Annotated in this window: 20 protein-coding genes; 11 read left to right on the top strand and 9 right to left on the bottom strand. The window is 65.1% G+C overall.

All coding sequences use genetic code 11. The annotated features are described in order from the left end of the window. A partial coding sequence (locus MJD61_23055; GenBank protein MCG8558141.1) for an FAD-dependent oxidoreductase occupies positions 1-729 on the bottom strand: 729 nt, incomplete at its 3' end. 170 nt (positions 730-899) lie between these two features. Further along, complete coding sequence (locus MJD61_23050; protein ID MCG8558140.1) at positions 900-3,587, bottom strand: PEP-utilizing enzyme; 2,688 nt, start codon at positions 3,585-3,587, stop codon at positions 900-902. A gap of 128 nt (positions 3,588-3,715) precedes the next feature. On the opposite strand from MJD61_23050, the gene purF reads away from it, so the two are divergent. Continuing rightward, the gene (gene purF, locus MJD61_23045; GenBank protein MCG8558139.1) at positions 3,716-5,128 is read left to right on the top strand and encodes an amidophosphoribosyltransferase; all 1,413 of its coding nucleotides are present in this window, start codon (positions 3,716-3,718) and stop codon (positions 5,126-5,128) included. Here the strand turns inward: purF and MJD61_23040 are convergent. Together MJD61_23040 and MJD61_23035 are read right to left on the bottom strand one after the other, a co-directional pair. Further along, entirely contained in the window at positions 5,052-6,224 is a 1,173-nt protein-coding gene (locus MJD61_23040) for a sterol desaturase family protein (GenBank protein ID MCG8558138.1), read from the bottom strand. The genes purF and MJD61_23040 overlap by 77 nt on opposite strands. Positions 6,225-6,452: 228 nt before the next feature. Further along, positions 6,453-6,800, bottom strand: coding sequence for an RNA-binding protein (locus MJD61_23035; protein MCG8558137.1), 348 nt, complete (start codon positions 6,798-6,800; stop codon positions 6,453-6,455). A 234-nt stretch (positions 6,801-7,034) separates the two neighbouring features. Between MJD61_23035 and MJD61_23030 the strand changes: the two genes are divergently transcribed. After that, positions 7,035-7,538 (top strand): tetratricopeptide repeat protein, encoded by a 504-nt coding sequence (locus tag MJD61_23030; GenBank protein ID MCG8558136.1) that lies wholly within the window; start codon positions 7,035-7,037, stop codon positions 7,536-7,538. 56 nt (positions 7,539-7,594) lie between these two features. Here MJD61_23030 and MJD61_23025 read toward each other — a convergent pair whose 3' ends face one another. Then, positions 7,595-10,288, bottom strand: coding sequence for a fused MFS/spermidine synthase (locus MJD61_23025; GenBank protein ID MCG8558135.1), 2,694 nt, complete (start codon positions 10,286-10,288; stop codon positions 7,595-7,597). A gap of 406 nt (positions 10,289-10,694) precedes the next feature. On the opposite strand from MJD61_23025, the gene MJD61_23020 reads away from it, so the two are divergent. The 7 genes from MJD61_23020 to MJD61_22990 all read left to right on the top strand — a co-directional run bounded on the left by MJD61_23020 (position 10,695) and on the right by MJD61_22990 (position 20,061). Next, a complete protein-coding gene (locus tag MJD61_23020; protein MCG8558134.1) occupies positions 10,695-11,207 on the top strand; it encodes a FixH family protein in 513 nt (170 codons plus the stop codon). A 168-nt stretch (positions 11,208-11,375) separates the two neighbouring features. Then, the gene (locus tag MJD61_23015) at positions 11,376-12,908 is read left to right on the top strand and encodes a hypothetical protein (GenBank protein ID MCG8558133.1); all 1,533 of its coding nucleotides are present in this window, start codon (positions 11,376-11,378) and stop codon (positions 12,906-12,908) included. Between the two features lie 100 nt (positions 12,909-13,008). Beyond that, entirely contained in the window at positions 13,009-14,919 is a 1,911-nt protein-coding gene (locus MJD61_23010) for an ABC transporter substrate-binding protein (protein MCG8558132.1), read from the top strand. A gap of 344 nt (positions 14,920-15,263) precedes the next feature. Next, on the top strand, positions 15,264-16,706 hold the full coding sequence (locus MJD61_23005) for an ABC transporter permease (protein MCG8558131.1): 1,443 nt from the start codon (positions 15,264-15,266) through the stop codon (positions 16,704-16,706). A 24-nt stretch (positions 16,707-16,730) separates the two neighbouring features. Beyond that, complete coding sequence (locus MJD61_23000; GenBank protein ID MCG8558130.1) at positions 16,731-17,960, top strand: ABC transporter permease; 1,230 nt, start codon at positions 16,731-16,733, stop codon at positions 17,958-17,960. Positions 17,961-18,120: 160 nt separating this feature from the next. Then, positions 18,121-19,080: an ABC transporter ATP-binding protein gene (locus MJD61_22995; GenBank protein MCG8558129.1), complete on the top strand. Its 960-nt coding sequence runs from the start codon at positions 18,121-18,123 to the stop codon at positions 19,078-19,080. Positions 19,081-19,086: 6 nt separating this feature from the next. Continuing rightward, positions 19,087-20,061, top strand: a complete 975-nt coding sequence (locus MJD61_22990; GenBank protein MCG8558128.1) for an ATP-binding cassette domain-containing protein — start codon at positions 19,087-19,089, stop codon at positions 20,059-20,061. 13 nt (positions 20,062-20,074) lie between these two features. Here the strand turns inward: MJD61_22990 and MJD61_22985 are convergent, their stop codons facing one another. From MJD61_22985 to MJD61_22975, 3 genes are read right to left on the bottom strand one after another with little or no spacing between them, the layout of a single operon-like run. Continuing rightward, the gene (locus tag MJD61_22985; protein ID MCG8558127.1) at positions 20,075-20,962 is read right to left on the bottom strand and encodes an EcsC family protein; all 888 of its coding nucleotides are present in this window, start codon (positions 20,960-20,962) and stop codon (positions 20,075-20,077) included. Positions 20,963-21,013: 51 nt separating this feature from the next. After that, positions 21,014-21,835 carry a MinD/ParA family protein gene (locus MJD61_22980; GenBank protein MCG8558126.1) on the bottom strand — a complete coding sequence of 274 codons (822 nt, stop codon included), beginning with the start codon at positions 21,833-21,835 and terminating at the stop codon, positions 21,014-21,016. Next, a complete protein-coding gene (locus MJD61_22975; protein MCG8558125.1) occupies positions 21,832-22,650 on the bottom strand; it encodes a GGDEF domain-containing protein in 819 nt (272 codons plus the stop codon). The genes MJD61_22980 and MJD61_22975 overlap by 4 nt, the downstream gene beginning before the upstream one ends. Before the next feature lie 235 nt (positions 22,651-22,885). On the opposite strand from MJD61_22975, the gene MJD61_22970 reads away from it, so the two are divergent. Continuing rightward, complete coding sequence (locus MJD61_22970) at positions 22,886-24,442, top strand: hypothetical protein (GenBank protein MCG8558124.1); 1,557 nt, start codon at positions 22,886-22,888, stop codon at positions 24,440-24,442. Between the two features lie 84 nt (positions 24,443-24,526). On the opposite strand, the gene MJD61_22965 is transcribed toward MJD61_22970, so the two are convergent. After that, the gene (locus MJD61_22965; GenBank protein MCG8558123.1) at positions 24,527-25,201 is read right to left on the bottom strand and encodes an FHA domain-containing protein; all 675 of its coding nucleotides are present in this window, start codon (positions 25,199-25,201) and stop codon (positions 24,527-24,529) included. Between the two features lie 267 nt (positions 25,202-25,468). Here MJD61_22965 and MJD61_22960 point away from each other — a divergent pair, with 267 nt between their 5' ends. Then, positions 25,469-25,837: a hypothetical protein gene (locus tag MJD61_22960; protein ID MCG8558122.1), complete on the top strand. Its 369-nt coding sequence runs from the start codon at positions 25,469-25,471 to the stop codon at positions 25,835-25,837. Positions 25,838-26,236: the final 399 nt, after the last annotated feature.

Raw genomic sequence — 26,236 nt, 5'->3', positions numbered from 1 at the left:
GCCGGCCGCATTGATCACGGCGCGGCTGCGAATCGTGAGTCTGCGTCCACTGAGCCTGCAGCTCACGCCAACCTCGTGGGCGTCGAAACGATTCGTGATTCGATCGACCGCAGCATGGTTGATCAGCAATGCGCCGGCTCGCACGGCTGCTCGCAGATTCGCAAGCACCAAACGGGCGTCGTCCGTCAGGTACTCGCGGTATGCGCACGCGAACGGATAGCGCTGCCGGTCAAGCACCGGCTCATGGCGTTCGAGCTCGTCGCTGTTCCAGATCTGGTGGCGATCCTCGGAAGCTACTTGACCGAGGTGCTCGTAGGTCATGACCGCGAGTCTGAGCAGAGTCAGTGCGGCTCGGCTGCGTGCGGGAAGCACGGCCCAGCAGGGCTGAGCGAGGTGCGGAGCCAGGTAGCGAACGGTCTTGCGCTCCCGCGCGGTCTCCCTAACGTGCGCAAGCTCTCCCAAGGCGAGGTAGCGCAGACCGCCATGAATCAGCTTCGTGGAGCGGCTCGAGGTTCCCGAAGCGAAGTCGTCAAGCTCGACCAGAGCCGTGCGTAGGCCGCGCTGCGCACTCTCGCAGGCGATGCCTGCGCCTGCGATGCCGCCACCGATCACGACGCAGTCGAACAGTCCTTGCTCCAGCGCGTCTAGGGTTGCTGGCCGCTGCACCGCGGAAATGCGGGCGCGGTCCGCCGCTGTCGGGCCTTGGCCGATGTTTGCAAGCTTGACCAAGTGCGTGTTCGGGGTCAACTGCCTAAGTTTAGCTCGGCGGCGGATTCAACTGGGTCGCGTTGCCGCAAAGTCGCTGCCAAACCGAACACAGGACAGGTCCTCGGGTGCCTCGGATTGCAGTTCGAGCCTCCCCGCGACCGTGGGGTCGGGATGCAAAGGCGCGATGTACCTCAGCTGACCACGCTGTTGGGGGATCGGACGCTGTCCGCGGCGCGCGCCAGTACTTGCACCAAGCCGCTGTTGCCGTCGACCCGGAGCCAATCTCCGCTGCGAATGGCGCGCGTTGCCTGCGGCACGTTCACGACGGCCGGTACGCCATACTCCCGAGCGATAACCGAAGCATGCGACAGCATGCCCCCGGCCTCGGTCACGACCGCACCCGCCAACAGGAAAGTCGGCGACCATCCCACGTCTGCGTGCATCGTCACCAGAATCTCGCCCGGGCGAAACGAAGGGATCTCCGAGGCTGAGCGCAGAACCCGTGCCGGTCCCTCTGCCGAACCGCCGCTCGCGCCTACTCCCTCGAGATCGTCACCCACCGGCGTGCTCGTCCTGCTGGCCGTCGGATAGCCAACGAAGGTTGAGGGAGGATCGGGAAGCGCTGCGTCGCGTTCGTACTGGACTCGCCTGCGGCGCACTATTTGACGCACGCTGTTGAGCTGGCCGCGCAGCAGGGCGTGCAGCTCTTCGAGGGTGAGGTAGAACGCCGCGTCGTCTCCGCACTCGGGCTCCAGCATTCGAATCCGCTTGGAAGCGTCGCAGGCGATGGCTCGGAACAGCCCCAGCACTTTGACGATATCCGAGCGTAGCGCTTCGCGTTCGCGCATGTAGTAGCGCACCATGGTGAGCAGTCGTTTCGCTACTCCCCGCAACGCGGCCGGATTGAGCTCATCGAGCTCTTCTTCGCTGCGTCGCCTGAGGCTTCGATGCGCGCGGGAGGTGGCGTCGTTCGTCGCTGCGGCCCCTGTCTCCAGGTTGCGGCGTATGAAGGCGAAGAGCAGCCCGGCATCCTCTCTCCAGCGTGGCTCGCTGAGCTCTGCCTCGCGTACGGCGCGATGTCCATACTGCTCGAGAAACGCCCCTATCGCTTCGCGTGTGGGTCCGGGCGGAAGGTCATCGGCGACCAGATCGGTTGGGTCTGCCTGCAGCAGTTTGTCGCGCGCCGCCGGCTCGTTGCTGGCGATGCCAGCAATGTCCAAGAGGCGCCGGCCGGGATCGGCGCTCTCCACTTCCTCCAGATCGCTCAACAGCCCCCTGAGCAGCTCGTCGGCGCGATCCTCCACCAGCCACAACAACGCCGCGCGCAAGAGCAGCACCGAAAGAAGCAGGCTTCCGTAGGCGCTCAGCATGACCCCTCCCACGTGCGCCAGCAATTCCTGTGTGTCGGACAGCGTGTTGTCCAGTGACGAGGTGTCCAGGACGCGCATGTCCAGCGCCTCGATGCGCTGGAGCTCCGCCTCGAATTGGCGCCTGGACTCGGCACGCCGCCTGGGGAAGGTCAGGGTGTCGTGCGCCAGGCGGGCTATCGTCATCGGAAGCCGTACAAGGAACTTGAGGGACGAGCGCTCGTCGAGCCTTTCGTGCACGGGCTCGAGCTCCGTTTCCACACCCAGCATGCTCAAGGTCCTGGCGTCGACTCCAGGGACTTGGGAGGCTATCGCGATCAGCTCGCTGAGGTTCAGGTAGATGCGACCCCTGAAGTTGCCGACCAGAGCAGCGTCGTCCGGCACCGAGCAGCCGAGGGAACGCAGCGCTTTCCGAAAGCCGATTTCGCTGAAGTTGCTCAGTACCGACCACGTCAGCGGGCTGGCCACACCGGGCAGGGCTTCGCCGACGTTCAGGTTGGACCATACAGCGCTCACCGGATCGGCATCCGAGATGCTCGTCGTGCGAGCGTTCTTGTGGCCCCACTGAGGGGCAAAGGCCGTAACGGGTCTGGCCTGAAGCACGTAGATCGACTCCCCCGCGATCGCCCACTCGATGTCGCGCGGATCGCCAAAGTGCCGCTCGATGCGCCGGCCGAGCTCTACCAGCTGCTGCAACGTGTGCTCGTCCAGCGCCTCGCGGCGCGCCTCCGCTTCGCTGACGGGCTCGTCTGCGATCCCTTTTCCCGGTGTTCCAACCACGCGCACGGCTTTGGCGCCGATGATGCGGTCTCGGACCCATCCGGTTCGCTTGTGCACGCGATAGGTGTCCGGCGACACGCGCCCATCCGTGACGCCGCTGCCCAAGCCGTAGGCAGCGTTGAGGACCATTTCGTCCGCGGCGCCGGTCAGGGGGTTGACCGTGAACAGGACCCCGGCGATTTCAGCCGGCACCATCGCCTGCACCACGATCGCCATCGAGGCGTTGGGATCGACCCCGAGGCCACGAATGTAGCTGACCACCCTGGGATGCAGCAGGCTCGCCCAGCAGGCCCTGACAGCTTCCAGAACCTGTTGCTCCGTGGCCAAATGCAGAAAGGTCGTATGCATGCCCGCGGCTGACGCGTAATCCTGATCCTCGCCGAGCGAGGACGAGCGCACCGCAACGCTTTCGGCTCCATTCGAGAGCAGGTTGGCGAGCGCGTTTTTCAACTCCACCCGCAGCGACTCCGGGATTTCGGCTAGCAGCACCTTTGCGCGCAAGCCCGCCAGCACGCTCTCGGAAGGGGGGGGGCCTTCGAGGAACAGCTTCGAGGGCTTACTGTCGGGCAGCGCCTGCGCAAAAAACTGCTCGGCAGCCTCCCCGGGTAGCGCATACGCTGCGGGTACTGGGAAGCCGGCCCTCGCCAGCGCCGCCAGGTGGGTGGCCTTGCCACCGAAGTGGGCGCTGGTACGCGGCACGATCGCTTCAATAGGGCGCACCAGCGTCGTCATCTTCCGGGCTATCCTCGCCAGGCGGCCCCAGGGCCCGAGGAAAGCGCCGCTGCGCAGCCCGGGCCGGAGCGGGTCCAGCGCGATAAGATGCTTGCGGGTCGCCGATTGGGCGCTAGAGAATCGTCTGAGTGACCGACGCCTTCGACGACCATTTCCACGACCAGTGCGGCGTTTTTGGAGTCCATGGGTCCGCGGAAGCAGCGAATCTCGCGTACCTGGGTCTTCATTCCCTTCAGCATCGCGGCCAGGAGAGCGCGGGCATCGCCACGGCCAGTGACGGTGGTCTGTATCTACACCGGTCCCTTGGCCTGGTCCAGGAGGCTTTCACCCAGAGCATCCTGGACCGGCTGCCCGGCGAGCAAGCCATCGGACATGTGCGCTATTCCACCTCGGGCGAGACGCACGTCAAGAATGCGCAGCCGCTTGCGGTCGATTACTCGCTCGGCTCGATCGCGGTGGTTCACAACGGCAACCTGACGAATGCGTCCGAGCTTCGGGATCAACTGGAGGCGGCAGGCTCGATCTTCCAGTCCAGCTGCGACACCGAGGTTTTGATCCACCTGATCGCTCGTTCGCGCGAGGCCACCCCGGAGGATCGGGTAGCCGACGCCCTGCGCCAGGTGCGAGGCGCGTTCACGATGCTCTTCTTGACGGGCGACCGGCTGATCGCGGTCCGCGACCCGCACGGTTTTCGTCCGCTCGCCTTGGGGCGCGCCAACAACGCGCACGTGTTCGCTTCGGAGCCCCCCGCCTTCGAGCTGATCGCGGCCGAATACTTGCGCGACGTCGAGCCGGGCGAAATGGTCGTGGTGGGACCGGAAGGCCTGCACAGCTGCCGTCCGTTTCGGGAGGCTTCGCCACGGATGTGCATTTTCGAGCACGTCTACTTCGCCCGGCCGGACTCGACCCTGGGTGGCGTGAGCGTGTACGCGGCGCGCAAGCGTTTGGGCCGTGCCCTGGCCGCCGAGCGACCCGCGGAAGCCGACATCGTGATTCCGGTGCCGGACAGCGGGATCGCCGCAGCCATGGGCTTCGCGGAGCGGTCCGGTCAGCCTTTCGAAACGGGGCTGATCCGCAGCCACTACGTTGGACGTACCTTCATCGAGCCCCAGTCGTCCATTCGCGACTTCGGTGTTCGCCTCAAGCTGAGCCCGGTGCGCCATGTCCTCGCCGGCAAGCGCGTGGCGGTAGTCGATGACTCGATCGTGCGCGGCACGACGAGCCGCAAGATCGTGAAGATGCTTCGCGACGCAGGGGCCACGCAGGTGCACCTCAGGATCAGCTCGCCCCCCACGCTTTGGCCGTGTTTCTACGGCATCGATACGCCGTCGCGCAGCGAGTTGATCGCCGCTAACCACACGGAGCAAGAAATCGCCAACTACGTGACCTGCGACTCCCTGGCCTACCTGAGTCTGGAGGGACTGCATCAAGCCATCGGCGGGGGCGGCTACTGCGACGCTTGCTTCAGCGGTGAATACCCCGTGCCCGTGGTGCGCAAGGTAGCCAGCTCTCGCCGCCAGCTCTCGCTCGTTGGGATGTAGCGGATCGGCCGTTATCACGGGACGCCTCGGACACGCGGCTGTCCATCAAGGGGGCGCCTCGAAGTTGGTGACCGATGCAGGCTCGAAGTTGGCGGCCAATGCTCACCAGCGGTCCAAACAGCGCCGACCACAGCCGATGGGGAGCGTGATTGCGCAGGGCGCGCGGCAGGCCGTAACGCCAAGGGCGCGGGCCGGACGCCAGCGCCAGCGACCCAAACCACCAATCCCACAACGCCAACCAGCTGCCGAGATTCCGGTTCGCGCTCCGGTGACCGAGCGCGTGGTGCAGCTGGTGCTGGGCAGGGCTGATAAGCACGCGTTCGAGCCACGGGCCATAACTCAGGTATACGTGGGAATGGCGGAGGTTGGCGCCGGCCAGATTCAGGCAGAAGCCCAGCGCATTGACACCCAGCAGCTCCACCTGCACCGCTTCCCCCCTGAACCAGTGAAAAAACAGCCCTGTCACCCAACCGGTGACGAGCGCTCCCCGCACCTGATAGAGCCAGCTCTCGATGGGGTGGCTGCGATAGAACGTGAACGGCGTCAGCACTTCGGCCGAGTGATGCACCTGATGTAGCTGCCAAAGCAGTGGGACCTGATGCAGCAGGCGGTGAAGCAGATAGCGGCTCAGATCCCAGGCCACGAAAAGCACGACCGTATACAGGCAGACCACCGCGGATACGGGCCACCGCCCAGCGTCCGGGATGCCGAGGTGGCTGTCGAGCCAGCGCGACAACCACCACGCCAGCTGCCAAGCCGACACGGCCAGGGGCGCAAAGAGCAAGGGCCGCAGCACGCACCCTGCGAGTCCGAGCTTGTAGTCGCAGCGGGCAGAGGGGTGCAGCCATAGGCTCGGGCGCAAGACGAAACGAAGGAGACCTGTGAAGCTGCGCCTTGTTCCGGGATCGTGGGAGGCCCGCAGCCGCAGCACGTAGCATGCCACCGCCAGCACCAAGCTCCCGACAAGGAAGAGCCAGTACACGCGTTTCGTAGGCGAGGTCAGCGCGGCCGCGAGCTCGGCGACAACACCCCTCGCCAGGATCAGCACCGTCTCGGCAAGCTGAGAGTCCCACGTCGCATGCCCGCTGGTACCCATGCCAGTGCCTACCGAGATGATGCCGGCAGCGTAAGGACACCGCGGTCGCAGCCTGAACCGGCATCAGCGTCTCGGGTCCGACGGACGAGCATTATCGTTCTCGATACCATCGTGCGTGCCGCCGTGCGTGGTGAGCCACGCATATCACCGCCGCGACTGACGGGCGCCGCAACCGGGTGCCCGGTCCACAACTGGCTCCCCCGCCGCCCGGCTCGCGACCGAGGCGGGCTAGCGAGGCGTTCGGCCGCTGCGCCGCCGCCCCTTGCCTCGGTCGGGACCTCCCCGCTGGTAGCCGGAATCCGGCCCACCGCTGTAGCGCGGGCGTTCCGCGCGGTCGTGCGCCTCGTTTACCCGCAGGTTGCGTCCGTCCAGCTCCGCGCCGTCCATCTGCTCCAGTGCCTGCTGTCCAGCCTGATCGTCGGCGAAGGTTACGAAGCCGAATCCTCGGGAACGACCTGTCTCGCGGTCAAGGACGACCTTGACGTACTCCAGCTCTCCGAACTGTTCGAAGGCTGTGCGCAGTCCACGCTCGTCGGTATCCCAGCTCAGGCCGCCCACAAATAGCTTTCTCGACATTCTCGAATCTCTCTCGCGCTAGCGACGGACGTGCGCCCGTCGGGCAGGGTGTTGTTGCTTGGCGAAGGTGTGCACGCGATTTCGGGTGCGCGCAAGGCGACCGCCGCAAAAGGCCGATCCCGGCACCCAGACGGCGGCAGCCCGGGTCGCTCCAGCGCTCGAGGCTGGCCCAGCCCATGCTATGGTCACGAGCCCTTGGGGCCCGCGGGCCCCAAGGAGAGCCGGCGGGTGCCAATGGACGAGGCTGTTGATGCTTGGGAGGCGGCGCAACCGGGCGCCGAGCTGCTGCGGCAGGGCCTGCGAGCGGAGGCTGCTGCCGTGCTCCAGCAGCTGAGCCTAGAGCAACCGGACAACGAGTACGCGTTCTTCTTCCTCGGGTGTGCCCATTTCGAGGGCGGGCAGTACCTTGGCGCCTTCAAGGCGTTCCTCAAAGCTCTCGAGCTCAAGCCATCGTACCTCGGGGCGCTGCTGCACCTTGGGCATACGCTTCGCATGCTGGGCCGCTATGGCGAGGCCATTCGCGCGGGCCGCGAAATCCTGGCCAGAAACAGCGACGACGAGGACGCGCTGTACCTGCTCGGCCTGGCTCACCACGCGCGCGGAGACACCGACGCATCGATTCACTACCTCACGCGTTATCTGGAAACCAACCCGGAGCTCGAGATCGCGCTGGAGATTCAGCAGCTGCTGCAAGAGCTGCGCGGGCCGGAAGCTAGCGACGGGCAGCCACGGGACTGAGCCGGCTCTCCTTGCCGGTTTCGACCGAATCTCTGCTGATTCGGGTTCTTCTGGGATTACGGATCCGGGACGCTGGGTCGCGTCGGCGTTTCGCTGGGTACAGCGCGCTGGCGCAGCGTTCTGAGGGCACGCTCGTACTTGGGCATCTCGCTGCGCGCGATCTCTTCGTTCGGGTCCAGCGCCAGCGCTTTGGCGAACTGGACCAGCGCCAGCCGGTGCTGTGAGCGAACCTCGTGAATGGCGCCCCGCAGGGCATGACCGCGCGCCGCGAACGCCTGCTCCATGCGGTGCCGTTGTTGCGGCCCCATGGTGCCGAGCAAGGATCGATGGGGCGTGCGCCAGGCTAGCAGCTGCTCGAGATGCTGCGTCGCCTGAGCGTAGCGGCTGCCCGCGTGCAGTCGCAGCCGGCTGAACTCCACTGCAAGCCGGTTTTCGCTGTTCACCGGTGCACCGGCAGCAAAAGCGCCGACTTCGGCCGGTCCCAGCAAGTGCGCCGCCACAAAGCCTTCGGGTCGAGCCAGGTTCCAGCGCTCGAGGTCGGAGCCGATCGAGGGTAGCCGAAAGCGTGCGGCGAGCTCGCTGTAGGCCAGGGCACCCGACCCGAGCGACCCCACCACGGCCAGGTAGTGCGCGCGCTCGTACACGTGGAGGCTCGGGAAGACGGCCTTGAAGGTAGCCAATACGGTGCGTAGAGCCTTGGGGCTCAGTTGGTTGAGCGGCAGCCACTGCACCAGCAGGCCGGCCGGCGCCAAGCGGCGCGCGCAGTGCTCATACAGCTCGCGGCTGAAGAGGTATCCCGAGTTCGGGCGATAGGGCGTGAAGATCCCGAGCACCATGACGTCGAAGCGTCGTCTGGTGACGCGAAGGAAGCTGCGCCCGTCTTCGACGTGCAGCTGTAGCTTGGGATGGTCCAGCAGATGCTGGTTGTGCTCGTCGAAGTAGCGCGCCGCCGCCACGATGCCGGTCGATATCTCCACCACATCGAGGCGTTGCACCTCGGGGTGCAGCAGGGCGGGCACCAGGTTCACCCCGGTGCCCAACCCGACTTCGAGGACCCGGGCGGGTTTGTGGTGCAACATCAAAGGCAAGTAGCCTTGCCTTCGCATGGCCTGGAGCATGGTTGGTGACGTGTCGCCCCAACGATGGGTGCGGTTGGTGAACAGCGTGCGCCGACCGTCCTTTGCCTGGATCACCTCCACCAGACCGCTGGCGTCCTCCTGCCGAAAGACGATCCGCTGGCCCGCGGGCAGCTGTTTCAGAAACCAGCCCGCGTGCGCCGCCGGCGCCAGGCACAGCAATACCACACCGCAGCTCGTTGCGATCGGACGCAACCGGGACCGAAGTCGGCCCTCTTGGGTGTCCTCGCCTTGCAGGCGTAGTGCGAGCAAAGCTGCGGACAGACCGACGACGCCGGCGAGCAAGGAGCTCCTCGCGATTCCCCATGCCGGTATCAGCAGCAGACCGGTCAGCACCGCGCCGGCGAGCGCTCCCCACGTGTTGGCTGCGTAGACTCGTCCCGTGGGGCCGGCAACACCCTGGGAGCGCTCTGCGTGAACGCGTAGAAGGCAGGGCAGGCTGGCTCCCATCAGGAGGGTTGGCAGCAGCAGCAGCGCACCCCCGAGGGCCAGTTGCTTGATGACGGCAACCGTCAACCAAGAGGCTTGGGCCAGATATTGCGTGTCGAACTCCCGCGCGAGGTGGGTGTCGACCAAGCGGAAGAGCGGTGGGCAAAGCGCGGCGTAGATCGCAAGGGCCACCTGAAAACGTGCGAACCAAAGAAGCGGGACCCGGGTGCGTGCGAGCCCGCGGGAGCACAGCTCGCTGCCACCGGCGATGCCAAGCAAGAACACGGACAACGTGCAGGCAAAACTGAACACGCTGTCGTAGGTGACGAAGGACAGCACACGTAGCCAGGTGAGCTCGTACGCGAGCGCAACGAACCCGCTCAGCGCCGCGAGCGCTAGCGGCCCCCCAAGGTGGCTGGTCAGCATCGCATCGTCGCTTCGACGTCGACCTGGCGATGCTGTTCCGACCCGACGCCTAACGAGCGGCCCCGGAAGCTCCCGGGAAGAGGCTGCAGCCCTTGCGCCCGCGGCTCGATCCTGCTGCCCGCGGCCCGCCGGTGCGGGTAGCTCCGTCGCGCGGCGGGAAAACAGCCATGCCACCAAGGCAATGGCCAGGTTGGCGATCGCGAGGGTGCTGTGCGTGGCCGTTACGCCGAACCGGGGCAAGAGCAGCAAACCTGCCGCAAGCACGCCCGCCACAGCGCCCAGCGTGTTTGCGGCGTACAGATGTCCGGCGACCCTTCCTACCTGCGCGGAAGCACGCGCGAGCGCCTGCGTGAGTGCCGGCAGGGTGCCCCCCATCAGCGTCGTGGGCACCAGCATGACCGCTCCGGCCAAGACGAACCGCAGGGCCACAAGCCATGGGCCCTTTAGGCCGAGTGCCGGTACCATCGCCTCGTAGCCCTGTCCCAGCAGACCGACCGCCCGGGGCAGAGCGAGCGCCGTCAGGCCGATGCCGAGCTCGAGCAAAGCGTACAGACGAAGCGGATTCCGATCGCGCTCGGCCCGTCCGGCAAACCAGCGAGCGCCCAACGCGAGCCCGCCCATGAACGCTGCGATCACGGCGCTCGTAGCGACCTGAGTAACACCGAAGAAGGCCCCAAAAAGCCGCAGCCAGACCAGCTCGTAAACCAACCCGCAGGCGCCGGATAGCGAGAACAGGCCAACAAGCAGTCGCGTTCTCATGGGCTGGCTACCTCGCCGCAGGGAGCGACCGAAGCTGCGCTTTTTTGGGGCAAGCCCGAGGCTGGAGTCGGTGGCGGAGGCAGAGGGCCGATGTGGAGGCGGATGTCGGATGTCGGGTTCGGAGATCGGGCGCGGCTTCCGCTTCCGGGTTCCGGGGTTCGGATTCGGGTCGCGATATCCGTATCGGGTCGGAGGACAGGGTTGCGGTCGTGCGATGGTGGCCGAGCTGGAGGGGGCAAGCTCCAGTGCCAGGGGGGTAGGAACAGGACATCCATCTTATGGCAGCGTCCAGAGGCGGCCGGAGGGCCCTCGGAGAAGTGCTTGCCGGTTGTAGGGCACTGACCTTCCATGTGCTATAGTGTTCCTACCCTGCGCAACAAAGGACGCTGAGCAGGTTAGGTGCAGCATGCGATCAACGCCCAGCAAGCGAGCCGCGACCCCGCCGGCGCTGTGTGCGCTGGCCGTTCTGATCGCTGGCTCGGCAAGCTGCAACAGCGGAGAGCCGCAAGGGCACCAGCACGGGTCGCATGCGCACGGCATGGACGCCGGCAGCATCTGCGAGGTTCCCGGGGATACCTACGTGGTAGGCTTGGAAAAACAGGGGAACCAGCTCACGGTTGCACTGGTGGACGCCCTGCCGGCGCCGCCGGCGCGCTGGAAAAACGCCTGGACGATCGAGGTCAGGGACGCGGCCGGCATGCCGGTGGAGCGCGCTGCGATCACTTCAACACCGTTCATGCCGTTTCACGGCCACGGCACAAACAAGGAGGCCGTGATCACCGAGATGGGAGGCGGGCGCTATCAGCTCGATCCGGTTTGGCTCTTCATGCCAGGCGTGTGGGAGGTCACCCTCCAGATCACGCCCGCCGGGGAACCGGCGGACAGCGTGAAATACGCTTTCTGCATCGGAGAGGTGTAGCGGCGATCCATCGAACCGCCCGCTCGACTCGGATCGTGCACCCAACCGTGGACAGTAGTGTTGCAGAGAGTAGCGTTGCAGAGAGTAGCGTTGCAGAGAGTAGCGTTGCAGAGCGTACGTGATGCCCGGTATGGGTGCGAATGACCCATGGCTCCTGCAGTAGCGAGCATGTCTGTCTGCAAGCGTTCGGGACCTCGTGGGGCCAAGTCGTCCTCCTCGGGGCGCCGTGTCGCGGCGGGCTCAAGCGGCCGCCTACAGCCAATCGGCCTGATCGTGTGCCTGACGTTCGGCTGCAACGCGGTGCTGGCGGGGTGCACGGGCGGGGACACGGTCAAGCTCACGGTCGCCGAGCTGCAGGATCCCGAGACCTGCAACGAGTGCCACACCGCGCATTTTCAAGAGTGGTCGGGCAGCATGCATGCGTACGCTTCGACCGACCCGGTCTTCCGCGCCATGAACCGTCGTGGACAAGAGGAGACCGGGGGCGCCTTGGGCAGTTTCTGTGTCAACTGCCACGCGCCCCTGGCGCTGCGTCTCGGCCTGACTCAGGATGGGCTCAACCTGGACGAGGTGCCGGCCCACCTTCAGGGGATAACCTGCTACTTCTGCCACAATATCCAGGACGTAGCCGGGGATCACAACAATCCTATCGAGCTCGCCATGGACACCACCATGCGGGGTGGGATCCGCGATCCAGCGCCGAGCCAAGCGCACGAGGCGGCGTACTCGGCCTGGATGGACAGCCGCCAGCCCGACAGTGCCAAGGCGTGCGGGTCATGCCACGACATCGTGCTGCCCTCGCCCCCAGCACCCGCCGCAGTGGAGCTCGAGCGCACGTTCAAGGAGTGGCGCGGCAGCATCTTCACCAAGACCGGGCTCACCTGTTCCGTGTGCCACATGGATCAGGCAAGGACGCCCACGCCGATCGCGGAAGCGCCTGGAGTCAAGGTGCGTCCTGGCTATCCCCACAGCCACGCGTTTCCTGGAGTGGATGTTGCGCTCGAGCCCTTTCCGGAGCAGCAACAGCAGCGAATGCTGATCGAGCGGGAGCTCGACTCGACCCTGCGTGTGGTCCGGATCTGCCTCACCCGACTCAGGAAGATCTTCGTGGAGCTCGAGAACCAGGCGGCCGGCCATCGTTGGCCGAGCGGCGCCTCCCAAGATCGCCGCGCGTGGGTCGAGGTCATAGCCTACGCGAAGGGGCAGGTCATATGGCAGACCGGCGTGGTGCAGGAGGGCCAGAGCGTCACGAGCCTGAGCGACCCCGACCTGTGGCTATTCCGCGACGAAGCGCTGGGAGCCGACGGCAAGGAGGTCCACATGTTCTGGGAAGTGGCCGAGATCCGCGAGCACACCATTGCCGCACCGATCACGGCCGACCAGACGCTGCCGGAGTTCTTCAACAACCACGCGCTACGCACCTTTCCTTCGATGGGTGTGCTGCCCGAGCGTCCGGATCTCGTGACGGCCCGGGTTCGGATGCGGCCCATGGGCTTGGAGGTGCTCGACGACTTGATCGCTTCCGGGCACCTGGATCCGTCGATCCGCGCAGCCATGCCGACCTACGATCTGCTTCCGCGCCGCGAGCGAGGCAGCCTGGTTACCGCCCAGTGGACGCCCGAGCTCGCGGCCGATCCCGCCACCGGCCGCATGGACAAGATCGACATGATCCCGGCGGAATGCGTCGTGCGCCAGCCTTGAGGCTCGAAGCTCGGATCTCTGCTTCGTTGGGTTGCTGGGCTCGCACTGAGCCACCGGGCTTTCGCGCGCGAAACGCCGCGGGTATGCTCGGCGTTTATCCATGAAGCCGCTGCTTCAGTCGAGCTTCGTACTGCTGATGCTGGCACTGCTCACGACGCTCAGCATCGTCAACACCTGCCAGATCGATCACTTGGAAAGCACCACGATCGCCACCCGCCGCGCGGTCGAAGAGCTGGTTAGCAGGGGAGCCGCCCGCTCCAGCGCCTCAGCGCCAAGCTCCGGCTGGTCCGTCAGCACCCAGGAGCGTGCCGCCCTCGCTGACCCGGCCAACCTGCTCGAGCCGAACCCGCGGCCGCTCGTCGCCGCCAAGCGTGTTGTGCGCGGCGGTACGCTGCGAACGCTGGTGGGCCACGACCCACCGGGTTTGAACGCCTACGCGTCGCCCAACGCCACCAACATATCGTCGCTGCTGCGCTACGTCGGCAATACGCTGGCAACACGCCAAAAGGACAACCCGGATCGCTGGTCGCCCGAGCTCGCCATCAAGGTTACCGAGCTTCGCGAGGGATTGAGCTACGAAATCACCCTGCGGCGGGGGGTCTACTGGCACAAGCCGGAGGTGGACTGGTCGAGCGGGCGCTACGCCTGGCTCGAAGGCGAGCACGAGCTCACGAGCGACGACTTCGCCTTCGCCATCGAGACCATCATGAACCCCCAAGTGACCGGACGCGCCGCTTCGCTGCGCAACTACTTCGATGCTTTCGAGCGCTGCGAGGTTGTCGACCGCTACCGCTTCAGAGTCTCTTTCAAGCAGGCGTTGTTTACCAACCTATCCAGCGTGCTCGAGCTCGTGCCGCTGCCTCGCTGGCTGTACATGCACGGACAAGACGGGAGGCGCTTCGAACCTCCGAGCTGGGGTCTCAAGCTCAACGAGCACTGGTACAACCAGAAGCTGATCGGCACCGGGCCGTATCGCTTCGTGCGATGGCAACCGGGTGCCAGCATCGTGCTTCAACGCAATCCCGACTACTGGGGCGAGCCGCCTGCATTCGACAAGGTCGTGATCCTCATCGTGAAGGATCAGAGCGCCTTCGCGCGAGAGCTCAAGACCGGCAACGTCGACTATGCGATCTTGCGATCCGAGCAGTATCAAACGGCCGTGACTGACAACGTCGGGCCCATCCTTGGCAGCGAGCACATCAAGCTCGCGCGTATGCCCAGCCTCAGTTACTCCTTTGTCGGCTGGAACCTGGACTCCCCCCTGTTCTCAGACAAGCGCGTGCGTCAGGCCATGACCATGGCCCTCGATCGGGAGCAGATCATCAAGAACGTTTTTCACGGTCTGGGCACGCTACACACGGGCCCCTATCCCAAGCAATCGCCATGCTACGACAAGCAGATCCGAGCCTGGGCGTTTGACTTGAAGGCGGCCGCGGCGAGGCTCGAGCAGGCCGGTTGGAAGGACCGTGACGGCGACGGCATCCGCGACAAGCTGCTCGAGGGCAGGACGCACCCTTTCGAGTTCACCCTGGTCACCTTCGCAAGCTCGACGGAGTACCAGACCATGGCCAGCATCTACCGCGAGGCACTGCTCCAGATCGGTGTGCGCATGCATCCCCGGCCGCTCGAGTGGTCCACGCTACTCAAGAAGCTCGACGAAAAGGAGTTCGGTGCCTACACCGGCGTTTGGGCCCTGCCCTGGGAGGTCGACTTGATGCAGCTCTGGCATTCCACACAAGCCGATCGTCCCGCGAGCTCGAACCGCGTTGGGTTCCGCAACCCTCGCGCCGATCGGATCGCCGAGGCGCTCCGCAGTGAATTCGATCCGCCTGAACGGCAGCGGCTGTGCCGGGCGTTTCACGCCCTTGTGCACGAGGAGCAGCCGTACACCTTCGTCTACCAACGCGAGGACCCGGTGCTGTACTGGGACCACATGAACGACCTCGAGTTCTCTCCGATATGGCCATGGAGCGATCTGCTCTACTACTCGTTCAACCAAAGGCGTCCCTAGTACCTCGCCACAGGAATCCTGATCGTTTGGCCCCAGCCCTGGCGCCCGCTGGCGGCGTTGGGACCTCCTCGAATATGCGCTGCATGTACAACGGCCCGGAAATTCGATCCGAGTTTCTGGGGCGTTGTGCCTTGAATCGACAAGGAGTCCGCGGATACACCGGTGGCCGGTCCGGGTTCCGGAGCCGGTCCTCGCCAACCCTGGGGCCGGTTCCGGAACCCGGACCGAACTTGTGATTCGTGGTACTAGTCTCGAGGATCGACGTCGCGCCTTGAACTGCCAGTTTCGCTGGGATTTCGCGTCACCAAGAGTGCTGAACTCGAGCTTGCGACTTTGAACCTCACATGCTGCGGTACGCTTTGACACGGCTGCTGTGGATGCCGCCAACGTTCTTTCTGGCTTCGTTGGTCGTCTTCGCCGTGCTGACCCTGGCGCCCGGGCGTCCGGCAGAGCCGGCTCAGGCTCACGGCATGCCTCGGCAGACCGTGCAGCGCGAAAGCTACCGGGCTTTTCGCGAGCAGTTCAACCTGGACAAGCCCGTCCTGCTGAACATCGATCCGTGGCTGACGCGTGCCGAGGTGAGACGACTGCTGCGGTTCGCTAACGCCAAGCGGTTCGCATACCCCAAGGACCCCGACTCGCCTGCGGCCGAACGGCTGCGAGCTCAGCATCGATTGGATGACGCGGGCAACTACCTCGTGCGCCACCTCATCGCGTTGCTAGACGACCGCGACTCCGACGTTCAGCGCTTGGCAGTGAGCGAGCTTGCCGGACTGGCCGAGCGACCGAGTCGGCCTGACCAGGAGCCCCTCGAAACCGCATGGCGCAGGCTCGAGAGCTTCCGGGCGGGTGGGGAAGCGCCGGCGCCGCTCGTCTGGCAGCACACGGCGTCGCGGGAACGGATCGACGCCGTTAAGGCGCGCTGGCGGGGTTGGTGGGCCTCCAATAGCAGCGCCTTCGAGCACACGACTGCCGAGCAGCTTCAAAGCCTTTTTCTCGATACTCGTTTCGCCAAGTACTGGTCGAATCTCCTTCGTCTGGACTTTGGCCGCTCGAATCGCAGCCGCAGACCGGTGCTGGAAGTAATCGCCGAAAAGCTTCGCTACAGTCTGAGCTTCACCGTGCTCGCGGTGCTGCTGGCCTACCTGATCGCCGTGCCGATCGGGATCATGAGCGCTCTCAAGGAGCGCACACTCATCGATACACTGAGCACGCTGTTGCTGTTTCTGCTCTACAGCCTGCCGGCGTTCTTTCTGGCAACGGTCGTGCTGCGTCTACTGAGCGAGGGTGCCCCCTTTGCCTGGTTTCCGAGCGGAGGCTTCGAGGCCCTGGGCAGCGAGTACCGCACCACAACCGAGCGCATCCGGAACGTAGCCTGGCACCTTGCGCTGCCGGTTGCGACCTATGCAGCCGTCAGCCTCGCTGCGCTGTCCCGTTACGCGCGTGCGGGCATCATCGAGGTGGTTCGGGCCGACTACATCCGCACCGCGCGAGCCAAAGGGCTGCCAGAGCTGGTCGTAATCGTGCGGCACATCGCCCGTAACGGTATGATCCCTATCCTCACCTTGCTGGGCGGCATGCTGCCCGTGCTCGTGTCCGGCAGTGTGGTGATCGAGGTGGTATTCAATATTCCCGGCGTGGGCATGTTTCTCTACGAGTCGATAGCTGCTCGGGATTACAACGCCGTGATGGGCGTGCTCGTGAGTACCACCGCTCTGACGCTCCTAGGGGTTCTGCTCTCGGACCTGTTGTACGCGCTGGCGGACCCACGCATCACGTTCGACTGAGGTCCCTGTCCCCGCCTGAATCCCATGAGCCCCGGCACCCCAGATCGCAGCAGCGACCATCCTTCCTACTGGGAGATCGTGGGACTGCAGTTTCGCAAGCGCCGAGCATCCTACGTAGCGGCCTGGTGCCTTGTCGGATTGATCCTGGTGGCGATCCTTGCGCCCGCCATTGCCTGCAACAAGCCTTTCCTGTGGCGTCAGGGCGACGGTTCCGTATCCAGCCCCTGGCTCGAGGCGTTGTTCGATCGCAACTTCTTCGAAAGTTCCCTGGACCTGTTCTTCAACTCCGTACTGTTTCCGGGCTCCGTTTTCTTGGTGCCACTAGCGCTGCTATGGCGTCGTGCCGGAATCCACGAACTCCGCGTGAGACGCCGAAGACGGCTCCGGATCCTACTGACCGGCGCTGCTCTGTGGACCCTGGCCTTTGTTGTGGTGCTGCTCGTGGCCGGCTCGAAGCCGAAGCAGATTTACCCGGTACTGCAGCAGCGGCTCGAGGCGCAGGGTACGAGCGTGCTCGCGCTCTATCCCCCCTTGCCGTACTCCTTCCGCGACGTCGATCTCGGCCGCGTCCGCTCCAGCGCCTCGTTCGAGCACCCCCTGGGGACGGACAACGCCGGTCGCGACGTGCTGGCGCGCTTGCTCTACGGCACCAGGATTTCGTTGGCCGTGGGGCTTTTCGCGGTCCTGCTCTACATCACCATAGGAACAGTCATTGGCGCGCTGGCCGGCTACTGCGGTGGGCGCACGGATGCTGTGTTGCTGCGACTGATCGAGGTGGTCATGTCGATCCCGGCAGTGTTCCTGGTGCTTACGGTTGCCGCGTTTATCGAACACCGCTCGATCTTTCACATCGTGCTGGTCATCGCCGCCGTGAGCTGGACGACACCCGCCAGACTCGTGCGTGCGGAGTTCTTGCGCCTGCGCAATCTGGATTTCGTCGTGGCGGCTCGCGCTTCGGGGTTCGGTGAGGCGGCCATCATTGTGAAACACATTCTTCCGAACGCGCTGGGACCGGTGCTGGTGAGCGCTACTTTCGGAATCGCGTCCGCGATTCTGATCGAGGCTACCATGAGCTTTCTTGGACTGTCGGACGTCACGGCTCCGAGCTGGGGCCAGATCCTCAACGCGGGTCGCACGAGCGGTCGCTGGCTGCTGATCCTCGCGCCAGGCATGGCGATCTTCGTTACCGTGGGCCTGCTCAACATGGTAGGCGAAGGCCTGCGCGACGCGCTCGATCCGAGTTTGAGGCGTTAGAGCTCGTGACAGAACAACTCGTGCGTTTCGGGTGAGGACTGGGCGCCGCTGGCGAGGCGCGACGACGAGGAGTATTGGGAATGCTTCGAGGAGGAGCAGCACAGCTAGCGGTGGTCAGAACCGGCGAAATGGATGAGTTGTTCTTCCGCGGGCCCTTAACGTGAGCCTGCTCGAGGTCCGGAAGCTGCGAGTCGATTTCCATGCAGCATGGGGCGTGGTGCCTGTACTCGACGCGGTAAGCTTCGCGGTCGAGGCCGGAGAGACGCTGGGCATCGTTGGGGAAAGCGGTTGCGGCAAGTCGGTGACGGCGTTGAGCATCCTGGGGCTTCTGCCCGAGCCTGCTGGACGCATCGTGGCAGGCCAAGTCCTGTTCGAGGGACGCGACCTGACGAAGCTTGCTCTCCGTGAGCTCCGGCGCTTGCGTGGAAACGAGATCGCGATCGTGTTTCAAGATCCCATGAGCTCGCTGAACCCCGTGTTGCCGCTGGGTCTGCAGCTCACAGAAGCACTCGTGTGGCAGGGCGTGCGCGACGCTCGGGATGCCGGGCAACTCGCCATCCAGATGCTGGCGGAGGTAGGGATCGCCGAGCCCGCGCTGCGGGCGCAGGAATACCCTCACCAAATGAGCGGGGGCATGAGGCAGCGCGCGCTGCTCGCCATGGCGCTCGCGTGCCGTCCCAAGCTGCTGATAGCCGACGAGCCCACGACGGGCCTGGACGCTACGGTGCAGGCACAGATCCTCGACCTGCTGGCGCGCAAGCGGCTCGAGCATTCGATGGCCATGTTGCTGATAACGCACAACCTGGCCGTTGTCGCCGAACGCTGCGACCGCGTCGTCGTGATGTATGCTGGGCAAGTCGCCGAAGCTGGGAGCAGGCAGGAGATCCTTGGCGAGCCAGCGCACCCCTACACGCGTGGTTTGCTGCGATCGCTTCCAGAACGCTGCCCTCCGGGCAAGCGTCTTTCGCCCCTGCCGGGTTCGGTCCCGGCGTCGCGAGACTACCCGCTGGGTTGTCGCTTCCGCACCCGCTGTTCCCGAGCGAGCGCCGCCTGCGAGCGACCCGCGCCGTTGGTGCAGCTTTCGGCAAAGCACCGTGTCTACTGTCACCATCCCGAGTGAGCGGCCGTGACGGATCCACTGCTGCGCGTCGAACAGCTCAAAAAGCACTTCGCTGTGCAGCTGGGATCGTTGCGGCGCAGGGTTGCGCGGGTCAAGGCGGTGGACGGCGTTTCGTTCGAGCTGCATCGTGGTCGGACGCTCGGATTGGTTGGCGAGAGCGGCTGCGGCAAGAGCACGACCGGCCGCGCGATTCTTCGCCTCGTAGAGCCCGACTCGGGGCGGGTGCACTTCCGGGGCCAAGACTTGCTGCAGCTCGACAGCAGGGCTCTGCGTCGGGCCCGCAGCCAGATGCAGATCGTCTTTCAGGATCCTCATTCGAGCCTCAACCCACGCCAGACCATCGGTGACGCGGTCGGGTCGGTGCTGTTGCTTCACGGCCGTGCCACGCGCGCGACGCTGCGATCTGCGACACAGGAGCTTCTCGAGCGGGTGGGGCTGCCGAGCGGCTACGCCTCCCGCTATCCGCACGAGCTCTCGGGAGGCGAGCGCCAGCGCGCGGGCTTGGCCCGGGCGCTGGCGCCGAAACCGAGTTTCATCGTGTGCGACGAGCCGGTCTCGGCCCTTGATGTCAGCGTGCAGGCGCAAGTCCTCAATTTGTTCTTGGACCTGCGCGATGAGTACGGGCTCAGCTACCTGTTCATCACGCACGATCTGTTGCTGGTCGGCCACATCGCGCACGCCGTTGCGGTGATGTATCTGGGTCAGATCGTGGAACTCGGCCCAAGCGAGCAGGTGCTTCGAGCTCCGATGCATCCATACACACAGGCCTTGATTTCGTCGTTGCCAAGGTCCGATCCGGGCTCGAGGCGCGAGCGCGTGATCCTGCAAGGCGAGGTCCCGAACGCAGTGGCTCCGCCGGGCGGGTGCCGTTTTCACCCGCGCTGCCCGGTCGCCATGCGCGAGTGCACAAGCACCGTGCCGGCGCTGTACGAGATCGAAGGCCGCAGAGTTCGTTGCCTGAACTATCGCGATGCGGGCTAGCCAAGTGCTGCCGTCAGCGCCACTGGCCTTCGTACTCCTCTGGGTAGCGTGCGAATCGAGGGTCCGGGCTGGCGCGGGCAATGATCTCGGCACCGTATTTTTTCGCCAAGAACCTCTCTCGATACAGGAAGTAGGCGACGTCGCAGACCCTGCCGGTGAAGCGGGCGTTGAAACCGCCTCCGACGAGCGCGCCCACGGCCGGCAAGAGCTGCGCCATCTTGGCTTTGGTGAGTCGTGCACCAAGCGCTCGCGCGACGCGCTGCAGGATGGTCGCAAGGACGTGCTTCTCGAGGTCATCCCAGGCTCGTCGCTGGGCCGCGTCTTGAGCGATTCTGGCGAGCTGCGACAAGGCCAGTCCCTCGCCCTGGTGGGAACGGCTGGACGCGAGGCTCATGATGTGCAGAGCGAACAGCTTCTCTCTTTGGGACGCCAGATCGAAGCCGCAGTACGTCGCATACTCGCCGATGGCCCTCAGGTTGACTGCCGTCAACGCGATCACATCCGCGGGAATCCCTGGCAAGCCGATCATGCCGGCGGTCGTTCCCTCGAGCGCGGCAGCAGTCCGGTACTTGACCGACAGCGTTCCGATGACGCGGTCGACAGCATGCAGGCCCAGCCGTTGGACGTCCGTACCCTCGCGCACATCCACGGAACCGGCTCTTCGGTACTCCTCGTGAATGGCATCGGGGCGAACACTCCAATGTGCCGCTTCGTTGAGAAGCGATACCATGCCTCCAATGCCCTGCTCGAGCAGCTTTCCCGCGCCAGGCACGCGCAGAGCAGCCTCGCCCGCCAAGTCGAAGGGCCTGCCGGCAAGCTCGCTTGCCCTGCCGAACCAGCTGCGCTCCGCGGTCTTCCAGGCGTGTATAGCGTGCAATGCCTGTGCTTCGTATTCGTTCATGCTCGCCGCAGGCACTGTATACGCTGAAGCAAGTCCGGGCACAGGAGTGCGTCAACGACGCATCGCCGCCCGTTCGGCTGTACGGTTCTGCAGCCACCGGTTCCAGAAGCCGGCTCCTGACATCCCTTCCCCGGTCGGGAATGCTTCGTCAAAGCGACCAGCTAGCGATCGGAAGGCACCGGCGATAGTGGAGTTGGGGTGGCTGACCATGACCGGCTGCCTGAGACGAACAGCGGCTTCCAGTGCGGCGTCGTGCATGAGCGACCCATAGAAGTGCAGCTGCACACCGAGAAAGCGTCGGCTCACGCTGGACAGGCGCTCGTGGACCGCCACACCTTGTGCCGGATCGGAGACTCGATTCACCAGCAGGGTGAAGCGGCCACTATACTTGCCGCGATTCAGGACCTTGATCAGCGCGTAGCTGTCGGCCATCGCCGTCGGCTCGGGGGTAGTCACGATTACCACGTCGTCGGCAGAGCTCGCGAAGAAGAGCACGTTGTCGGTCAAGCCGGCGCCGGTGTCGACGATCAGCAAATCGAAGTCCTCGGAAGCTTCTTGAATACACTCGATGATCTGCAGCCGCTGGTCGGCGCTCAGGCGCTCGAGGTCAAGCACCCCCGAGCTTGCGGGCAATACCCTGAGGCCATGTGGCCCGTCGAGCAACACGTCTCGGATGTCGTGCGAGGCGTCGACGATGTCGGCAACGGAACGCTTGCTGCTGAAGCCAAAGAGAATATCGAGATTGGCGAGTCCAAGATCCGCATCGAAAAGCAGCACCCTCTTGCCGTCTTGAGCGAGGGCAAGACCTAGATTGACTGCGACGTTGGACTTTCCGACGCCTCCCTTCCCGCTCGAAATCGTTACGGTTCTCATCGTAGCAGGGCGTCCTTCTCTTCAAGGCTGACGGCATCGAGCCCCGAGGCCTCGGGCTTGTGGACCTTGACGGTGTTCTTGCCGGCGGCCTTGGCCGCGTACAGTGCTTCGTCCGCCTGACCCAAGAACTGTTCCACGGTCGGGATCTCTTCGCGCGGATCAAACGTAGCCATCCCGATGCTCACGGTGATCTCTATGGGGCCGCGCGGGGCAGGGGTCACCGCGGCTTGCACTTCCCGGCGCAAGCGATGGGCCGCGCCGAGGGCGCCCGCCGCCGGCGTGCTGGGGAGCAGGACGACGAATTCCTCTCCACCGAAACGAGCGGATACATCGTCGCTCGCACGCATGCTCCGTCGCAGAACGGTGGCAACCCGCCGCAGTACGGCATCCCCTACGGAGTGGCCGTACGTGTCGTTGATGCGCTTGAAATCGTCCGCATCCACCACCAGCAGGGAGCAGGGTCGCTGCTCGCGCTTCGAGCGACGCAGCTCCTGCCTAATCCGGTGATCGAGATAGCGACGGTTGAACAGCCCGGTGAGCGGGTCGAGCGCCACGAGCGAGCAGAGTCGATCCAGCAGCTGCTGCAGCTGGGCGGTCAGACAAGCTGGACGTGCGGCTTCACTCGGGTAGCCTGCGCTACGATGAACGGCCTCGAGATCGAGCTCGGCCCACCACACAACCCCTTGCCGCACTATGTGGGCGAAAGCGGCAAAGCTGGTGCCCGGATGCCTGCGACAGTATTCGGCGTACAACGCGGATCCGACAGCCTCGGGGCTGTCGTCGACCGGCAATTCCCTGGTGGCGCCACGGCTCACGTACGCTATCGATGGGTACGGTGGCGGGCAAAGAGCACTTTGGGGGGCGCCCGCGCACTGCCCCTTAAAAGAGAATCGCCGGGCCACCTCCCGCATGCAAGCCACCAAGTAAGGACCTGCCACACAAGAACCTGCCCACCTCGCAGGCTCCAGACGCCGCTGGCTGTGGTGCTCCTGCTCGAAATACCCGCAGCAACGCCGTCACGCGGTTGAAGGACCAGGAGGAACAAGCCCCATGCGTGAACGTCCACCGCGACCTCCGATGCAAGCCCGAAGTCCCCTGGTGCGCACCGGGCCACTGCATGACATCAGGCGCTGGGTGCTGGTGGCGAGCGTGCTGGCGTCGCTAACGAGCGCAAGGGCCACAGCGAACGGACGCTTTCCCACCGCCCAGCAGCTCATCGAGGACCCCGCGAACCCCCAGCACCTGGTGCTACGGGCAACTTATGGGATCCTCACGAGCTCGGATGGGGGAGGGAGCTGGTCGTGGGTTTGCGAGCAGGCTGTGGGCTACGGGGACGTGGAGGATCCTGCGCTCGGGCTCATGGCAAACGGCAACCTGCTGGCGGGGATCTTCGATGGAATGGCCCGGTCGAGGGACTCGGGCTGCAGCTGGCAGTTGGCTCAGGGTGCGATCAGCACCGAGGAGGTGATCGACGTAACCGTCAACCCAACCGATCGCGCCAGGGCGCTAGCGCTAACCACGGAATTGCTCCCGAGTGCCCAGTTCGCCATCCGGGTCTGGGAGACGCTCGACAACGGAGAGACCTGGACGCAGCTAGGTCCGGCGCCGCGCGGGGACAACATCGTGTTCGCCTTCGAAGCCGCCCCCAGCGACAGAGGCCGCATCTACCTGAGCGCGCTTGAAACGCCGGCCGGCGGGGTGCCGCGAGGCGTGCTGCTACGTAGCGATGATCGAGGCAAGAGCTGGACCCCGTGGCCGATTCCCGGAAGCGACGCACAGAACCCACCCTTTGTGACGGCGGTTGCCTCGACCGATCCCGACAGCGTCTACGTGCGGCTCAGCGGCACAGAACACGACAGCCTGCTCTATTCGGCCGACGGCGGCCGTCGCTGGCGGCAGGTGATACGAGGCAGGGCCAAGCTGCCCGGGTTTGCGCTGTCCCCTGATGGCTCGACCGTGCTGGTGGGGTTCGGCAAGCGGTTGCTGCCTGATAAACCGGTCGATTGCACCATCCTCGGCATTTGGATGGCCCCCACGCAGGATTTTCGGTTCCGCAAGATCTTCCATGGGGCGGTGCAGTGCCTGACCTGGACCGAAAGGGGTGTTTACGCCTGTACCAGCCAGGAAGACCACGGATACGCCCTGGGGCTATCCACGGACCGGGCCGTTACGTTCGCTCCGATCATGCAGCTGAAGGGCCTGGACGGTCCCCTTGCATGCCGTCCCGGCACCAGTGTGGCTGCCAGCTGTCCTCACGCTTGGCTTCGTGCCTGCAGTACGGTGGGCAAGCAGTGCCCTGGCGGAACACCGGACGCGTCCGGCCTGGGCCCCCCAGCTGGCACGCCCTCGGTGATCTGTGCCGGGTCCTTGGATGCCGGCGTCGACGCCGCCCTGCCCATCGACGCCGCAGCGGGCCGTGCTTCGGCGGTTCCACCAGCAAGCCCGGACGCGGGCCCGGAGGCTGCGCCCGGTGATGGGTGCGGCTGCAGGTTGGGCCCCGTCGCGCGCGCCCCGTTCCCGTCATTCCCGTTGGGCGTCATTGGCGTCGCAGCAGTCCTGTTGCTGCGACGCCGCCGGCGATCCCCGCTGCGGGCGCAATCCGACTAGTGCCTCGCCACAGGAATCCTGATCGTTTGGCCCCAGCCCTGGCGCCCGCTGGCGGGAATCCAGCATAATCCCTCGCAAGCGGTACTAGGCCAGGCCCGTACCGTCCCCCCCAGCTGCCCGATTACGCAGCAGGCGCCAAAACGTCTCCGCAGGGCAGATGGTCGTCGTGACTGAACCGAAGCGGAGCTCGTCCAGGGGACTGAGGGACGTCGGCTCGCGTGGCTCCACCACCCTGTCTCGGATGCGTGTGCCGTTTTTGCTACCCGCGTCGGCTATATAGAACGTGCCGTGCTCATCGACTTCGAACCACGCGTGGAACTTGGAGACGCTGCTGTCACGCAGCACGATATCCATGTTCCGAGCCCGCCCCACCGAGATGCGCTCCATGTAAGACGAAGTCCCACCCGCCAGGCGCTTGCGCAGAGGCGTGACGAAGTAGGGCACCGACTCGAGCTCCTTGCGAAGCACCTGCTCGTCGGTGGGTTCGGCTTTGCGCAACAGCCTTCGGACCTCCCCGGGTTCCTGGAGATTCACCAGGTCGGTGTGATAGTCGAGCACGTGCAGGGTCGGAACGATACTCGCACGCACTCCCCCTTGTGTAGCCTCGAGCCCGGCGATCACCTTGCCCCCGGGATCATCGGCCAACCGCACCAGCAGCAGCTGATCCCGCCCACGGGTACCTGCGAATTCTTTCAGTGTACTGGCCGCGACCCGGCTGACGATTTCTCTTGGCTTCAGCTTTTCCCAGGAAGCGACCACACCGTCCCGTCCAATCCATCCATTCTACCGGTTCGCTTGTGCTCTTCCAATACTCCGACAAACTCGCAGGTGAAGTCGTCACGCGCAGCTCGTCGATTCGGCCGGGAATACGCCAGCCAGCGCGAAGCTCGCATCGCCCAATGTGTGCAAAAACTGGGAAGTCGGAGACTGTGTTCACACCGGCCGAAACCATCGTATCCTGGAATTGCCAATAATTTCAGATGGTCATTGCTTGGCACATCGCGTGCACTAAGGCCGTCTGCGCATGTGGCGAAGGCTCTCCCCATGGAAGGCCTGAGCGTACACCCACTCATGTACGCAGAGAAACTGGAGGCTCAAACGATGCAGCAGTCCGATTGGTCTATGACCGAACCCGAGCAAATCGACACGAATAACCTAGCTGTACCCGGCATGACCCAGGATGGGCCTGGCCTGTTGGGACGTCAGGCGCGTTTGAGCGAGTATCTTGGCTCCGTGGAGAAAGATGTGATCGTTCGTGCATTGCGGGACGCCAACCACAACCAGACCCGGGCTGCAAAACGACTCGGGATCTCTCGGCGTGGGCTGATCTATAAGATGGAGAAGTACGGTCTGAAGAATCCTCCGTCTTCCCGCAGGCCGCAGCCCACGATGTAGGCGGGGCGGCGCGCGTTCGCATTTCCGGCAGGGGGGGTCGCTCCCCCTGCCTGGCTCGAGAGCAGGCTTCGGCCCGTTCAGCGGCTGGGGTTGGGGGCCGTGGTACCGCTTGTCAGCGGCCGCCGGAGCCGGCGGGATCCATCATGATCATGTCCATCGTCGGTGCGCCTTGCCAGCGACCGCCAGCCCTCGACGCCCATCGATCACAATCCCTGGCAAGCAGTACTAGGCTGCGCGCGTGGCAGAGCCAGTAGGAGCGAACGGGGCCCGAGCGCCGTCCGGCCTGACCGGTCGCACAGCGCTCAGTCCCCTGCGCCCGCCAGGGCTAAGGGCCCGCGGAAGAATAACTCGTGTGTTTCGGTGAGGACTGGGCGCCGCTGGCGAGGCGCGACGACGAGG

The organism is Pseudomonadota bacterium (assembly GCA_022361155.1).
Lineage (GTDB): Bacteria > Myxococcota_A > Polyangia > Polyangiales > JAKSBK01 > JAKSBK01.
Note: the sequence above shows the minus strand (reverse complement) of the source record. Positions and strands in the feature narration are given on the sequence as shown.